The sequence below is a fragment of the Actinacidiphila sp. bgisy144 genome, from assembly GCF_057708105.1.
Genome location: NZ_JBYIRM010000003.1, coordinates 98,230 through 112,513 on the forward strand (window position 1 = coordinate 98,230; position 14,284 = coordinate 112,513).

Sequence of the window (14,284 nt, forward strand, 5' to 3'; positions counted from 1 at the left end):
GCGGTCATGACGCACGTGATGGTGAAGGGCTCGAACATCCCGCTGGACGCCTCGGGCATCCGGGCGGTGCTCCGCTGGAGCCCGGCGCCGGGGGCCCCGGATGTCGACGCCTCCGTGCTGCTGCTCGGTTCCGGCGGCCGGGTGCGCTCCGACGCCGACTTCGTCTTCTACAACGCCCCGCGGCACCCCTCGGGCGTCGCCCGGCATCTGCCCAAGCAGCGCGTCCCGGAGGGCCTGACCGACACCGTGGAGGTCGATCTGGCCGCGCTCGACCCGGAGGTGGCCCGGGTGGTGGTCGCCGCTTCGTGCGACGGCGGGCCGTTCCGGCAGGTCCCCGGCCTGGTGCTGGCGCTCTACGACGCGGCCGGCCCGCAGCACGCCGCGCCGCTGGTCACCTTCGACGTGGTGCCCGACACCGGCCACGAGACCGCGCTGATCTGCGGCGAGCTGTACCGCAAGGGCGCCGGCTGGAAGTTCCGCGCGCTCGGCCAGGGGTACGCCACCGGCCTGGTCGGCCTCGCCACGGAGTACGGCATCGCGGTCGACGACGGCGAGCCGGACCCCGCCGCACCGCCGCAGGGCGCCACCGCCGCCGCGGGCCCCACCGCCGCGCTGCCCGCGCCCGGCCCCACCGGCGGCTACCCCGCGCCCGCAGGGCCCACCGTGGCGGCCCCGGAGCCCTCCGGGGCCTACGGCTACCCGCTGGCGGCCCCCTACCCCTCCCACGTGCCCGCCCAGCCCGCCTACGGCTACCCGCAGCCGGTCGCCCCGGCCGTGCCGCCCCCGCCGGCGCAGCAGCCGGTGGTCCACCAGCAGCCCCAGCCGGCGTACCCGGCGTACGGCTACCCGCAGCCGGTGGCCGCGCCGCCCGCCGCGCCGGCGGCTCCCCCGGCGCCCGACGGCCACTTCACGCTGCCGCCGCAGGGCCCGCAGTTCCAGAACGCCTGAGCAGCGCTCTCCGGGGACACCCCGGAGCCGCGGTCACGGCGTGACGACCTGCTGGAAGTCGTAGTGCCCGTCGGTCTCCAGCCGCACCAGCGCGATCGGCTTGTCCTGCGGGTCGCCGTCCGGGCCCAGCCGGATCGGGCCGCTCACCCCGGTCACGTCGTTCCCGCCGACCAGGCCGTTGAGCGTGCTGCCCGCGGTCACCGGCACGGTGCCGGCCGGGCCGGCCGCCTCCCGGATCGCCTCGCCCAGCGTCCACACCGCGTCGTGGCCCAGTATCACCTGCCCGTCCTGGAGCTCGGTGTCCCCGCTGCCGCCGAACTGCTGGTGGTACAGGTCCCGGAAGGCGGGATACGGGTCCTTGGCCGCGGGGTAGACCACGCCGGGCAGGGCGGGGTGGCCGAGCGCGGTGTAGAGCACCGTCACCCGGCTGGTCCGCCAGTCCTGCGCGAACTGCTCCTTGGTGGCCGCCGACGCCGAGCCGTCGTAGTAGACGCCGACCGCGTCGTCCCCGGTGAGCACCGTGACCTCGCACCTGCGGTCGGGCGCCGCCATCGCGACGATGAAGTCCCGCAGGTTGGCGCCGCGGCCGGCGAAGTAGACCGCGTCGGGGTGCTTGTCGCACACCCGGTCGGCGACCGCGGACATGGCGTTGCTGACGCCGTCGATGCCCGAGACGTACTCCAGGTCGCCGCCGTCCAGGGCGAGCCGGCGCGCCGCGGCGTCCCGGGTGAAGTCGCTGTAGAGGGAGGTGTTGTAGATGTCCTGCTGGTTGCGGTCGCGGACCACCGCGACCGTGTAGCCGGCGGTCTTGTCCTGCTGCTGCTTGAGGTACTTCACCGCGGCGCTGACCTGGGCGGAGTTGGGCGAGGAGACGCTGAAGAACCCGACCTCGTCCGGGTCGGTCAGGCCGTCGGCGGTCACCGTGGCGCCCATCATCGGCACCTTCGCCGCCCGCAGCGCCCGCACCAGGTCCAGCGTCCCGTCGCGGCTCTGGCCGAACCCGGCGACCCCGACCAGCGGGTGGTCCTTGCGCTGCGACCGCCGGATCAGCACCTGCGACAGCTTCTGCCACTGCTCCGAGCGCAGCCCGGAGTTGGCGACCAGCAGCCGGATCTGCGGCACCTCGCCGTGCCCGCCCAACTGCACGTCGTTCAGCTGCTGCTGGGCGAGGTAGGCGCCCTCCAACTCCTTGCGGATGCCGTACTTGACGGACTCCTGGTCCTGCTCCTTGGTGATCGGCTCCACATAGGCGACGTCCACCCACGGCTTGCCGGACTTCACGACCGCGCGGTTCGCCTCCTTGATCCGGTCCATGACCGGTGTGAGGGAGGACTCGAAGGAGTACGAGCCGTCGCTGACGCCGATGCACTCGCCGCCCACCTTCGTGCCGTCGGTGGCGCAGTCGTGGTCGCGCACCACGTGCACCACGGCGAGGACCGCGGCCACCAGCACCAGGGCGGCGGCCACCGCGACGGCGACCCGCGGCCACCTGCGCGGCGGGGACGGCGGCACCGCGGGCCCCTCGATCCTGTCGTCCGGATCGGACGGTGGCACTGCGCCGTTCACCACGGCTTCCCCCTGTAGAGCTCGTCGTACTCCCTGGCCCTGGCCGCGAACACCGCCCGGGCGGCGGCGCCGATGCCCCGGACGTCCCGCAGGTTGCGGAACTCGTGCGCGATGTCGTCGTACAGCTCGGCGAACGGATCGCCGAACGGGTCCTCGTACAGCCGCGCGTACGGGTCGCTGCCCGGGTGCGCGGTGATCCAGCCGGCCGCCAGCAGCCGGACGACGGCGCGCCGCGCCTCGTCGCCCGGCGGGTCGCCGACCAGCCGCTCGTAGCGGTCCTCGGCCGGCTCGATCCGGCCCTCGTGCCACCGGGCGGGGGCGCGCTGGAGGTAGGACAGGTCCCGGCACCAGGCGTCGGCCGGCGTCACGGGCGGGAAGCGCCCGCGCAGGTAGTCCGCCGCCGCTGCCAGGTCGCCGCGGGCCAGGCTGTGGTAGGCGAGGGTGCGCCCGGTGCTCTCGCCCGAGGCGCCCTCCTCCTCCAGCGCCGCCGCGCCCAGCGCCGTGTGCGCGCCGTCCCAGGAGGCGGCGCCGCGCGCGTTGCGGTCCGCGTCGAGCCGGCGCAGCAGCAGGTAGCGCGCCGCCGGGTGGAAGGCGACCTCGCCATGGGTGGCGAACGCCCGCTGCTGCACGCCCGACACACCCGCCCACAGCCCCGGCGCGGCCTCGGCCTGCACATGGGAGGCGGCGGCCGCCGCGCGCGGCAGCACCCGGCGCAGTCCGGTGTCGCAGTCCGCGAGCAGCACGTCGAGCACCGACTCGGCCACGGTCGGCAGGCCGCCCGCCTCGTCCCGGCCGGGCACCGGCCGGACCGGGAGCTGCGGCCAGCGCTCCAGCCGCTCCGCCCAGGGCGTGGCGGCCGGGAACCGGCCCAGCGCGTCGAGCAGGGCGCCGGTGGCGGCGGGCTGGCCGCGGGTCGCGGCGTACACGTTCCAGCCCAGCCACGCCGACGCGCGGGCCACCGCGGGCTGGTCGTCATCCGGCAGGGCCCGCAGCAGCCGCTTGGCGTGCGCCTCCACCTCCCCGGCGTCCAGGTCCCGCAGCCGGCCGACGTGCAGCCGGCCGGTGCGCACCGGGGTGAAGGCGCCGCCGGCCCAGCTCGCGGCGTCATCGGACGGCGACACCGTCGCGCCGCCCGCCCCGATCAGCTCGCCCGGCGCCCGGCGGGCGGCCGCGACCACCAGCAGCGGGTCGGGGGCCGCGCCCGGCTCCTCCCGGGCGGCGAGCAGCAACTCCAGCAGCGCGTCGCCGAGTTCGGTGTCCACGTTGTCGAGGGTGATCAGGCAGGCGGAGGTGCGCCGGTGCCGGGTGGTGGCGTAGGCGGCGACCAGGTCGGCCCGGAAGGCGGCGAAGAGCATCCCCTCGACCCTGCGGCGCTGCACCGGGTCGCCGTGGTAGAGCCGGTTGGCGCGGACCAGGAACCCCGCGCCCGCCCGCGGGGTGCCCACCGCCGCCGCGGCGTTGCCGATCCGCCGGTGCAGCCCCCACCGCGCCCGGAACCGCCGGGCGAAGGTGATGCCGGGGAGGATCTGGGCGATCCAGGCGACCGGCAGGCCGCCGACGGCCGTGGCCACGCCCTCGATGAACGACTCCAGGGACTCCGGGTCGTATCCCTGCCCGCTCGAGCCCTGGAGGAGCAGCGCGCGCATCTCGCGGACCGCCCGGTCCATGTCCTCGGTCTCGACCGACGCCCGCAGCGACATCAGCAGCAGCGTGAAGGACGGGAAGTGCAGCGGGCGGAAGCCCTCCTTGTGCTCCTGCAACTGGAACGCCAGGTCCACCAGGACGTCGAAGACGGTCGCGCCGCCGCGCCGCATGGCCTCCAGGTCCAGGCCCGCGCACGGGTGCGCCCGGCCCCACTCCGCCACGACGCCCAGCGTCGTGGTCTTGCCGCTGCCCCGGGGGCCCAGCAGCAGCACCGCGGGCAGCGGCACGACCACGCCCGGGTCGTCGAGGATCAGCCGGGACCCGAGGTAGGTGAGGATGCGCCGGTCCCGCGCGGACCGGCCAGGCCATTCGGGCATGTCAACCCCCCGTGCACCGCGCCATGCCTGTGGTGGCACACCACAATGCCCCAATTCCCGCAGTACGCAAGCGACTTGGGACATTCCCCGGTACTGGCACATGCCTCGGGCAAGCCGTCGGACGCCTACCGCGTGCCGCGAAAAGGGCTGAACAGGAGTTCTAGACCTTGGACTTGTAGCCGCGCCCCCATTGCAGGCCCCAGCCGTAGAGCCGGTCGATCTCGGCCTGGAAACCGTAGACGTACCGCACCTCGCGGCGTACGACCATCTCGTCCTTGCGGTTCTCTATCAGCACCACCGCGCACGAACGCGCCTGCGGCTCCCGCTCGGTGAGGGGGATCTCGATCCGCGGCCCCGACCCGGGGAAGATCTCCACCTTCGCGTGGGTGCGGTCGAACGCGGGCGTGCCGTCGTAGATGTACACGAACACCAGCAGGCGCTTGAACTCCTCGCGCTTGTCGAAGTTGATGTACATCGTCTCGCCCGAGGTGCCGCCGAACCGGTCGTCGCCGGACATCTGGATGTACGGCGGCCCGTCCAGGTCGCCGTGGAAGCCGCCGAGCGGCTGCACCACGCCCTTGGTGCCGTCGGCGAGTTCGTACAGGCACGCCAGGTCCAGGTCCACGTTGACCATCGCCGGCCCGGCCGCCTGCACGATACGTGGCTTGAACACGTCGATCTGGCGGCGCAGGAAGCCGCCCCGGTCGGTCGCCCAGTCCCCGGTGTCGGACGGCCGCATCTGCCAGGACAGGTTCACCCGCATGTTGCCGACCGCGGCGCCCTGCTTGGTGAGCGACAGCTCCGGCCGCCGCTTGGTGAGCTCCACCACGTGCGCGTTGGTCACGTCGAACTGGTCCGGGCCGTTGGGCCGCAGGAACCGCCACCAGGACATTGTGGTCCGTCCTCCCCTAGTTGCTCTCGGCCGTGGCCGCCACCGCGCGCACACGCCGCTGCCCCCGCCGGAGGGCGGGGGCAGCGGCGGGTGCGCGGCCGGGGTCAGACCCCGGACGTGACTTCCGCCTTGTCGTCGTCCGACTGCCCGGAGTCTTCCCCGAGACGGCGGTTGCGTACCACCGACGACCAGTACGACGCCAGGATCAGGACAACGCCGACCAGGCCGGTGATGACCTCGCTGACCTCGTACTTGATGGTGACCAGCAGGATGACCGCCAGCGCGCCGATCGCGTAGTGCGCGCCGTGCTCCAGGTACACGTAGTCGTCCAGGGTGCCCTTGCGGACCAGGAAGACCGTGAGCGACCGGATGTACATCGCGCCGATGCCCAGGCCCAGCGCGATCTCGAAGATGTCGTTGCTGATCGCGAAGGCGCCGATGACGCCGTCGAAGGAGAACGACGCGTCGATCACTTCCAGATAGAGGAACATGAAGAACGCGGCCTTGCCGGCCAGTCCGACGCTGCGCACCAGGCTCGCGCCGCTGCCGCCCGACGGCGCCTTGGCGACCTCGATCTCGGGCTCGCCGTCCTCGTCGCCCTCCTCCTCGTCCTCGAGGCGCTCCTCGAAGAAGCCGGAGATGCCGCCGACCACCAGGTAGGTGATCAGGCCGGCCACGCCCGCCAGCAGCACCGTCTCGGCCTTGTCGACCGTGCCGTGCCCGCCGTGCAGCGGCACCGAGTCCGCGACCGTGGTGCCGGCGATCACCAGGGCGACCATGGCGACCACCACCGACAGCATGTCCAGCTTGCCGAGCTTGGCGAGCGGCTTCTCCAGCCAGGACAGCCAGGTGATCTCCCGGTCCTCGAAGATGAAGTCGAGGAAGATCATCAACAGGAACATGCCGCCGAAGGCCGCGATCGCCGGGTGGGCGTTGGTGACGAGGTTCTCGTAGCGGTCGTGGTCGTTGACCGCGATCCGCACCGCCTCCCACGGGCTGAGCTTCGCGGTGACGGCCACGATGACGATCGGAAAGACCAGCCGCATGCCGAAGACGGCGATCAGCACACCGACGGTCAGGAAGATCCGCTGCCAGAAAGGATTCAGCTTCCGGACGATTCCCGCGTTGATGACCGCGTTGTCGAACGAGAGCGAGATCTCCAGGACGGACAGGATCGCCACGATGGCGAGGCCCTTGCCTCCCCAGAGGACGCCGGCGAGGGCCAGGCCGACGGCAGTGATGCCGAGCGACCAGCCGAATGTCTTGAGGAGCACGTGCTTCCCACCCAATCCCTTGTGATCCCTTGAGCCCAAGGGTCCCCCGCGCGGGCGCGCGGCTTTACGAAACGTTGACCCCGAAGTCTAGGGCGATCCCGCGCAGTCCGGAGGCGTACCCCTGGCCGACTGCACGGAACTTCCACTCGCCGTTGTAGCGGTAGAGCTCGCCGAAGATCATCGCCGTCTCGGTGGAGGCGTCCTCGGTCAGGTCGTAGCGCGCCAGTTCCGCGCCGTCGGACTGGTTGAGCACGCGGATGTAGGCGTCGCTGACCTGGCCGAAGGTCTGCACCCGGGCGTCGGCGTCGTAGATCGACACCGGGAAGACGATCTTGTCGACGTTGGCGGGCACCGTGGTGAGGTCGACCAGGATCGTCTCGTCGTCGCCGCCGCTGCCGCCGGTCAGGTCGTCGCCGGTGTGCTCGACCGAGCCCTCCGGGCTCTTGAGGTTGTTGTAGAAGACGAAGTACTCGTCCCCCAGCACCCGGCCGCCGGAGCACAGCAGCGCGCTGGCGTCCAGGTCGAAGTCGGCGCCGGTGGTCGAGCGGGCCCTCCAGCCGAGGCCGATCTGCACCTGGGTGAGATTCGGCGCGGCCTTGGACAGGGAGACGTTGCCCCCCTTGGCGAGCGTGACGCCCATCGTGGTCCTTTCCCCCTCACACGTGGTGTGGGCAAGCCTGGTGGCGGTGGTCAGACGTTGACGCCGAAGTCCTGGGCGATGCCGCGCAGCCCCGAGGCGTAGCCCTGGCCGATGGCGCGGAACTTCCACTCCGCGCCGTGCCGGTACAGCTCGCCGAAGACCATCGCGGTCTCGGTGGAGGCGTCCTCGGTCAGGTCGTAGCGCGCCAGTTCGCTGCCGTCGGCCGCGTTCACCACGCGGATGTAGGCGTTGCGCACCTGGCCGAAGCTCTGCTGGCGCGGCTCCGCGTCGTAGATCGACACGGGGAAGACGATCTTCGCCACGTTCGCCGGCACCGTGGCCAGGCTGACGTTGATCACCTCGTCGTCGCCCTCGCCGTCACCGGTGAGGTTGTCGCCGGTGTGCTCGACCGAGCCGTCCGGGCTCTTGAGGTTGTTGAAGAAGACGAAGTGCTGGTCGGAAAGGACCTTGCCCTGCTCGTCGGTGAGCAGCGCGCTGGCGTCGAGGTCGAAGTCGCTGCCGGTGGTGGTCCGGGCGTCCCATCCCAGGCCGACGACGACCGCCGTGAGGTTGGGCGCCTCCTTCGTCAGCGAGACGTTGCCACCCTTGCTGAGGCTGACTCCCACGAGTCCTCCCGTTCGGTTTCCCCGCCCGTCGGTACGGTGTGGGTCGTTGTGTACTGCGGTCCTGGATCAACGTCCAGAGCCTAGTGACACGTTCCCGATGCCGTCACAGCGCGGACAGGGCTTTCCGGTACTCGTCGAGATCGCGTGCGTCCGGCAGGCCGTTCACCACGGTCCAGCGCACCGTACCCCCGCGGTCGATCACGAACGTGCCGCGCAGCGCACAGCCCTTGTCCTCGGCGAAGACGCCGTAGGCACGGGACACCACGCCATGCGGCCAGAAGTCGCTCAGCAGCGGGAAGTCCAGGCCCTCGGCGTCGGAGAAGGCGCGCAGCGCGTGCATCGAGTCGCACGACACCGCCAGGACCTGGGTGTCCTCACCCTGGAACAGGTCCAACTCCTGCTGGATCGCCCGAAGTTCGCCGGAGCACACACTCGTGAACGCGAACGGGAAGAACATCAGCAGCACGTTCCTGCGGCCCCTGAAGTCCGCCAAACCCACGGCACGGCCGTGCTGGTCCTTCAACCGGAAGTCCGGAGCGGGCTCCCCCGCGAGATCATGCATGCCCAGGCAGCTCTCTCCACAAAACGGCCATACGGTCCCCCCGCCCCTGCACGGAGAAGCCGCACACAGTAGGGGCGCGGGGAACTGCGCGACCAGCCACGACGGCGGGGCAGCCGGGAACGGGCCGCAACCCACTACGGCGCGGCACCGTACTCCCGTGCCGGGAGCGCCCTCAGCGCTTGCCGGCCTTCGCTGCCTTCGGCGTCACCAGACGGCTGCCCGTCCAGTCCTTCGCGGCGTTCACGCTGCTGGTCTGCGCCAGCCCCGCGGTCTGCGCCGCCTCACCGATCTCGCTCGGCTCGACGTGGCCGTCACGCCCGGTCTTCGGGGTCATGAGCCAGATCGGGGCGCCGGGGTCGATCGTCGACGTGGCGTCGACGAGCGCGTCGGTGAGGTCGCCGTCGTCCTCGCGGAACCACAGCAGGACGGCGTCGGGCACGTCGTCGTACTCCTCGTCGGCGAGCTCCTCACCCGTGAGCTCCTCGATCCCCTCGCGAAGCTCCTGGTCGCAATCCTCGTCGTACCCGAGCTCCTGGACCACCTGTCCGGGCTCGAAACCAAGCCGGCTCGCCGGGTTGGTCCGCTCCTCCGCGTGGTCCGCGGTCGCGCTCACGCTTTGCCTCCTGTCATGGGCACTGATGTCGTGCGGGTCTTCATGGTCTGTATGTGCCCGCGACGGTGCGAGCTTATTGGCGGTAGTCCACACGGGCGGGGCGGATCGCGCAAGTACCCGCCGTACGAGACCGCCGAAACAGTGACGATTCGACCGTCTTCATGGCAAGTTCCCCGCCGCCTTGTCGCCGTGCGCACCCTCCCATGGTGACGCAGATCGTCGGCATCCGCCGGGGTTGCCCGTTTTGCAGAGTGTTGGCCCGGGAGTCGGTCGTACGTCCGAGTGGGCGTAGAGTTCGGATTTGGCCGTCCACCTGGGGTTACCGCCCGGTAGAGATGACGTACCGAACGGCCGCGGTACACGATGGACAGGGCACCGGCGGCCGATCGCGGCCGTCCGATCACGCCCGGCGACACCTCGTACCCATCCCGTAGCAGCCTAGTGAGCGAAGGAACAGCGTGGCTTCCGGATCAGATCGCAACCCGATCATCATTGGCGGCCTTCCCAGCCAGGTCCCGGATTTCGATCCCGAGGAAACGGCGGAATGGCTCGACTCGCTCGACGCGGCCATCGACGAGCGGGGCCGGGAGCGCGCCCGCTACCTGATGCTCCGCCTGATCGAGCGGGCCCGCGAGAAGCGCGTCGCGGTCCCTGAGATGCGCAGCAGCGACTACGTCAACACCATCGCCACCAAGGACGAGCCCTTCTTCCCCGGCAACGAGGAGATCGAGCGCAAGATCCTCAACGCCACCCGGTGGAACGCCGCGGTGATGGTCTCCCGCGCGCAGCGCCCCGGTATCGGCGTCGGCGGCCACATCGCGACCTTCGCGTCCTCCGCGTCGCTGTACGACGTGGGCTTCAACCACTTCTTCCGCGGCAAGGACGACGGCCTCGGCGGCGACCAGGTCTTCTTCCAGGGCCACGCCTCCCCGGGCATCTACGCCCGCGCCTTCCTGCTCGACCGGCTCACCGAGGCGCAGCTCGACGCGTTCCGGCAGGAGAAGTCGAAGGCCCCCGACGGCCTGTCCAGCTACCCGCACCCGCGGCTGATGCCGGACTTCTGGGAGTTCCCGACCGTCTCGATGGGCCTGGGCCCGCTCAGCGCGATCTACCAGGCGCGGATGAACCGCTACATGGAGGCGCGCGGCATCGCCGACACCTCCAAGTCGCACGTGTGGGCGTTCCTCGGCGACGGCGAGATGGACGAGCCGGAGTCGCTGGGCCAGCTGTCCATCGCCGCCCGCGAGGGCCTGGACAACCTGACCTTCGTGGTCAACTGCAACCTCCAGCGGCTCGACGGCCCGGTGCGCGGCAACGGCAAGATCATCCAGGAGCTGGAGTCGCAGTTCCGCGGCGCCGGCTGGAACGTCATCAAGCTGGTCTGGGACCGCTCCTGGGACCCGCTGCTGGCCCAGGACCGCGACGGCCTGCTGGTCAACAAGATGAACACCACGCCGGACGGCCAGTTCCAGACGTACGCCACCGAGACCGGCGGGTACATCCGCGAGCACTTCTTCGGCGGCGACCAGCGGCTGCGGAAGATGGTGGAGCACCTCACCGACGAGCAGATCCTGCACCTCGGGCGCGGCGGCCACGACCACCGCAAGGTCTTCGCCGCCTACACCGCCGCCCTGGAGCACAAGGGCCAGCCGACGGTGATCCTCGCGCAGACCATCAAGGGCTGGACGCTGGGCCCGAACTTCGAGGGCCGCAACGCGACCCACCAGATGAAGAAGCTCACCGTCGACGACCTCAAGGGCTTCCGGGACCGGCTGCACCTGCCGATCACCGACAAGCAGCTCGACGAGGGGTACCCGCCCTACTACCACCCGGGCCGGAACTCCGAGGAGATCCAGTACATGCACGACCACCGCAAGGCCTGCGGTGGCTACGTGCCGACCCGGATCGTGCGCGCCAAGCCGCTGCCGCAGCCCGACGACAAGGCGTACGCGGCCGCGCGGAAGGGCTCGGGCCAGCAGTCGATCGCCACCACGATGGCCTTCGTCCGCATCCTGAAGGACCTGATGCGGGACAAGGAGATCGGGAAGCGCTTCGTGCTGATCGCGCCCGACGAGTACCGCACGTTCGGCATGGACGCGTTCTTCCCGAGCGCGAAGATCTACAACCCGCTCGGCCAGCAGTACGAGTCGGTGGACCGCGAGCTGCTGCTCGCGTACAAGGAGTCGCCGACCGGGCAGATGCTGCACGACGGCATCTCCGAGGCCGGCTGCACCGCGTCGCTGATCGCCGCCGGGTCGGCGTACGCCACCCACGGCGAGCCGCTGATCCCGGTGTACGTCTTCTACTCGATGTTCGGGTTCCAGCGCACCGGTGACCAGTTCTGGCAGATGGCCGACCAGCTCGCGCGCGGTTTCGTGCTCGGGGCGACCGCCGGGCGGACCACCCTCACGGGTGAAGGGCTCCAGCACGCCGACGGCCACTCCCAGCTGCTGGCCTCCACGAACCCGGCGTGCGTCGCGTACGACCCGGCGTACTCCTTCGAGATCGCGCACATCGTCAAGGACGGGCTCCGCCGGATGTACGGGGAGACCGCGGACGGCAAGCCCGGCGAGGACGTCTTCTACTACCTCACGGTCTACAACGAGCCGATCCAGCACCCCGCCGAGCCGGCCGACGTGGACGTCGAGGGCATCCTCAAGGGGGTGCACCGCTTCCGGTCCGGCAGCGCCGGGGAGATCCCCGCGCAGATCCTCGCGTCCGGGGTGGCGGTGCCGTGGGCGCTGGAGGCTCAGCGCATCCTCGCGGAGGAGTGGAACGTACGGGCCGACGTGTGGTCCGCCACCTCCTGGAACGAGCTGCGGCGCGAGGCCGTGGCGGTCGAGGAGCACAACCTGCTGCACCCCGAGGAGGAGCAGCGGGTGCCGTGGGTGACCCGCAAGCTGTCCGGGGCGCAGGGGCCGTTCGTGGCCGTCTCGGACTGGATGCGGTCCGTGCCGGACCAGATCGCGCGGTGGGTGCCCGGGCGGTACTCCTCGCTCGGTGCCGACGGGTTCGGCTTCGCCGACACGCGGGGGGCGGCGCGGCGGTTCTTCCACATCGACGCGGAGTCGGTGGTGCTGGCGGTGCTCACGGAGTTGGCGGCCGAGGGGAAGGTGGAGCGCTCCGCGCTCAAGCAGGCGGTGGACCGGTACCAGTTGCTCGACGCTTCCGCGGCTCATCCGGGTGCCGCGGGCGGCGACGCGTAGCGCTGCGCTCGGCTTCAGCCGATCACATGTGAAGGCCCGCACCGGTTCGCCCGGTGCGGGCCTTCCGCGTTCGGCGGCGCCCTGATCCGCCCGGGTAGGCGGCAACGGAAGGGGGTGCCCGCGCCCCAGCGGTCCGCCCGCGCGGGGCGGCAACGGAGGGTGCCGGACCTTCTGCCGGTGGACGGTTGCTCGCGCAGTTCCCCGCGCCCCTGAAAAGCCCGCCACGCGCGGGGCGGCGCCCAGTGCTCCCGGACCTTCCGGCAGTGGCCGGTTGCTCGCGCAGTTTCCTCGCGCCCCTGAAAAGCCGCCACGCGCGGGGCGGCGCCCAGTGCTCCCGGACCTTCCGGCAGTGGCCGGTTGCTCGCGCAGTTCCTCGCGCCCCTGAAAAGCCCGCCACGGCGGGGTGGCAACGGCTGTGCCCGGACCATCCGACGGTGGACGGTTGCTCGCGCAGTTCCCCGCGCCCCTGAAAAGCCCGCCCGCGCGCCCACGGACATTGGCCGACACGGGGACCCGCCGGGGTGGGGGTGGATGTGAGGGGGCGGGGGGTGGGGTGTCGTAGCATCCGGGGACGAAAGGGGCGAAGGTGATTTTACGGGGATCGGGCGGGTGACGGTGCGGGGCGGCGCGGCGGTGGTGGTTGCGGGGAGCCGGGTGCCGGCGCAGGCGGGGGCGGGGGCAGGGGCGCCGGGGGCCGTGGGGGGCGGGCCGGGGCGCGGGGTGGTGCGGCCGCTGCTCGCGCTGGTGGTCGTCGTGGTGCTGCTGACGACGACGGGGTGGACGTCGGCACTGTCGCCCCGGGCGGCGCGGGACGCGATGGCGGCGGCGCTGGCAGCGTGGGCGCACGGCACGGTGGGGGCCAGGCGGCTGCCGGGCGTGGACGCGGCACCCGGTACGGTCGCCCGTTTCTTCGCCTCGCTCAGCGGCGCCCAGCGCCTCGGGCTGGCGCGGCGCTACCCGCTGGTGGTCGGCAACCTGGACGGCGTGGACCCGGCGCTGCGCTACGGCGCCAACCGGCTCGCGCTGCTGCGGCAGCGTGCGGCGGTCCGGGCGGACCAGCACAGCGACCAACTCACCGCGGCGGGCCGTACCGCGATGGCGGACCTGGCGGACCGGTACACCTCGCTCCTGGCGGGCCGGCGGCAGATCCTCGCGTTCGACCCGACCGGGGGCGGGCGCGTCGCGGAGGTGCTGGGCGACCTGCGCACCGCGGACCGGATCGCGGTGGTCGTCCCCGGCGTGGACACCGATCTGGCCGACTTCGAACGCGCCGACGCCAAGCGGTACTCCGCCACCGCCGGGATGGCCCGCGCGCTGTACGGGGCCGAGCGCCGCGCCCGGCCCGGCGCGCGCGTCGCGGTGATCGCGTGGGCCGGGTACACCGCCCCGCGCGGCATCGGCCTGGACGCCTTCACCGGCACCCTCGCGGCGCGCGGCGCGGGCCGGCTGGAGTCGCTGCTCGCCGGGCTCCCGCGCCGCCGCGACGTGGCGCTGTTCTGCCACTCCTACGGCTCGGTGCTGTGCGGGCTGGCCGCGCCGCACCTGCCGCCCGGGCGGGTCCGCGACATCGCCGTCATGGGCAGCCCGGGCATGCGCGCCCGGGACGTCACCGCCCTGCACACCACCGCGCGGGTGTGGGCGGCCCGGGACGCGGGGGACTGGATCGGCGGGGTGCCGCACGTGGAGTTCGCCGGGCTCGGCCACGGCACCGACCCGGTCTCCGCCGGCTTCGGCGCCCGGGTGGTCAGCACCGCGGGCGCCGACGGGCACGGCGGCTACTTCGTGCCCGGGACGACCAGCCTCACCAACTTCGCGGCGATCGCCCTGGGCGACTACTCGAAGATCATCCGCCCCACCCGGAACACCCGTACCAGCGGTCTTGTCCGGGTCATGGGCGCCCGGAAAAACCCACCCCTGTTTTGGTGACGCGCGTAGC

At 72.0% G+C, this 14,284-nt stretch carries 11 protein-coding genes; 3 read left to right on the plus strand and 8 right to left on the minus strand.

From position 1 onward, the window contains the following. The first annotated feature begins 6 nt into the window (after nucleotides 1–6). Entirely contained in the window at nucleotides 7–948 is a 942-nt protein-coding gene (locus tag AC3EVP_RS05035; RefSeq protein WP_435126516.1) for a TerD family protein, read from the plus strand. A 33-nt stretch (nucleotides 949–981) separates the two neighbouring features. Here AC3EVP_RS05035 and AC3EVP_RS05040 read toward each other — a convergent pair whose 3' ends face one another. The 8 genes from AC3EVP_RS05040 to AC3EVP_RS05075 form a co-directional block, all read right to left on the minus strand. Beyond that, a complete protein-coding gene (locus AC3EVP_RS05040; protein WP_435126519.1) occupies nucleotides 982–2,514 on the minus strand; it encodes a type 1 periplasmic-binding domain-containing protein in 1,533 nt (510 codons plus the stop codon). After that, the gene (locus tag AC3EVP_RS05045; protein ID WP_435126521.1) at nucleotides 2,511–4,535 is read right to left on the minus strand and encodes a hypothetical protein; all 2,025 of its coding nucleotides are present in this window, start codon (nucleotides 4,533–4,535) and stop codon (nucleotides 2,511–2,513) included. The genes AC3EVP_RS05040 and AC3EVP_RS05045 overlap by 4 nt, the downstream gene beginning before the upstream one ends. A 160-nt stretch (nucleotides 4,536–4,695) precedes the next feature. Further along, the gene (locus AC3EVP_RS05050; protein WP_335981063.1) at nucleotides 4,696–5,427 is read right to left on the minus strand and encodes a TerD family protein; all 732 of its coding nucleotides are present in this window, start codon (nucleotides 5,425–5,427) and stop codon (nucleotides 4,696–4,698) included. 104 nt (nucleotides 5,428–5,531) lie between these two features. After that, nucleotides 5,532–6,701: a DUF475 domain-containing protein gene (locus AC3EVP_RS05055; protein ID WP_435126524.1), complete on the minus strand. Its 1,170-nt coding sequence runs from the start codon at nucleotides 6,699–6,701 to the stop codon at nucleotides 5,532–5,534. 64 nt (nucleotides 6,702–6,765) lie between these two features. After that, entirely contained in the window at nucleotides 6,766–7,341 is a 576-nt protein-coding gene (locus AC3EVP_RS05060) for a TerD family protein (RefSeq protein WP_335981061.1), read from the minus strand. Nucleotides 7,342–7,391: 50 nt separating this feature from the next. Further along, nucleotides 7,392–7,967: a TerD family protein gene (locus AC3EVP_RS05065; protein WP_335981060.1), complete on the minus strand. Its 576-nt coding sequence runs from the start codon at nucleotides 7,965–7,967 to the stop codon at nucleotides 7,392–7,394. Between the two features lie 103 nt (nucleotides 7,968–8,070). Beyond that, nucleotides 8,071–8,529 carry a peroxiredoxin gene (locus AC3EVP_RS05070; RefSeq protein WP_435126529.1) on the minus strand — a complete coding sequence of 153 codons (459 nt, stop codon included), beginning with the start codon at nucleotides 8,527–8,529 and terminating at the stop codon, nucleotides 8,071–8,073. Between the two features lie 172 nt (nucleotides 8,530–8,701). Further along, nucleotides 8,702–9,142 (minus strand): DUF3052 domain-containing protein, encoded by a 441-nt coding sequence (locus AC3EVP_RS05075; protein WP_103883542.1) that lies wholly within the window; start codon nucleotides 9,140–9,142, stop codon nucleotides 8,702–8,704. 458 nt (nucleotides 9,143–9,600) lie between these two features. Here AC3EVP_RS05075 and aceE point away from each other — a divergent pair, with 458 nt between their 5' ends. Both aceE and AC3EVP_RS05085 read left to right on the plus strand, forming a co-directional pair. Beyond that, entirely contained in the window at nucleotides 9,601–12,348 is a 2,748-nt protein-coding gene (gene aceE / locus AC3EVP_RS05080; RefSeq protein WP_435126533.1) for a pyruvate dehydrogenase (acetyl-transferring), homodimeric type, read from the plus strand. A gap of 696 nt (nucleotides 12,349–13,044) precedes the next feature. Beyond that, nucleotides 13,045–14,274, plus strand: coding sequence for an alpha/beta hydrolase (locus tag AC3EVP_RS05085; RefSeq protein WP_435126536.1), 1,230 nt, complete (start codon nucleotides 13,045–13,047; stop codon nucleotides 14,272–14,274). The last annotated feature ends 10 nt before the right edge of the window (nucleotides 14,275–14,284 follow it).

Coding starts and splice junctions, on each gene's coding strand:
- AC3EVP_RS05035 (WP_435126516.1), top strand. CDS start 7: ATGACGCACGTGATGGTGAAGGGCTCGAACATCCCGCTGGACGCCTCG.
- AC3EVP_RS05045 (WP_435126521.1), bottom strand. CDS start 4,535: ATGCCCGAATGGCCTGGCCGGTCCGCGCGGGACCGGCGCATCCTCACC.
- AC3EVP_RS05050 (WP_335981063.1), bottom strand. CDS start 5,427: ATGTCCTGGTGGCGGTTCCTGCGGCCCAACGGCCCGGACCAGTTCGAC.
- AC3EVP_RS05060 (WP_335981061.1), bottom strand. CDS start 7,341: ATGGGCGTCACGCTCGCCAAGGGGGGCAACGTCTCCCTGTCCAAGGCC.
- AC3EVP_RS05070 (WP_435126529.1), bottom strand. CDS start 8,529: ATGCATGATCTCGCGGGGGAGCCCGCTCCGGACTTCCGGTTGAAGGAC.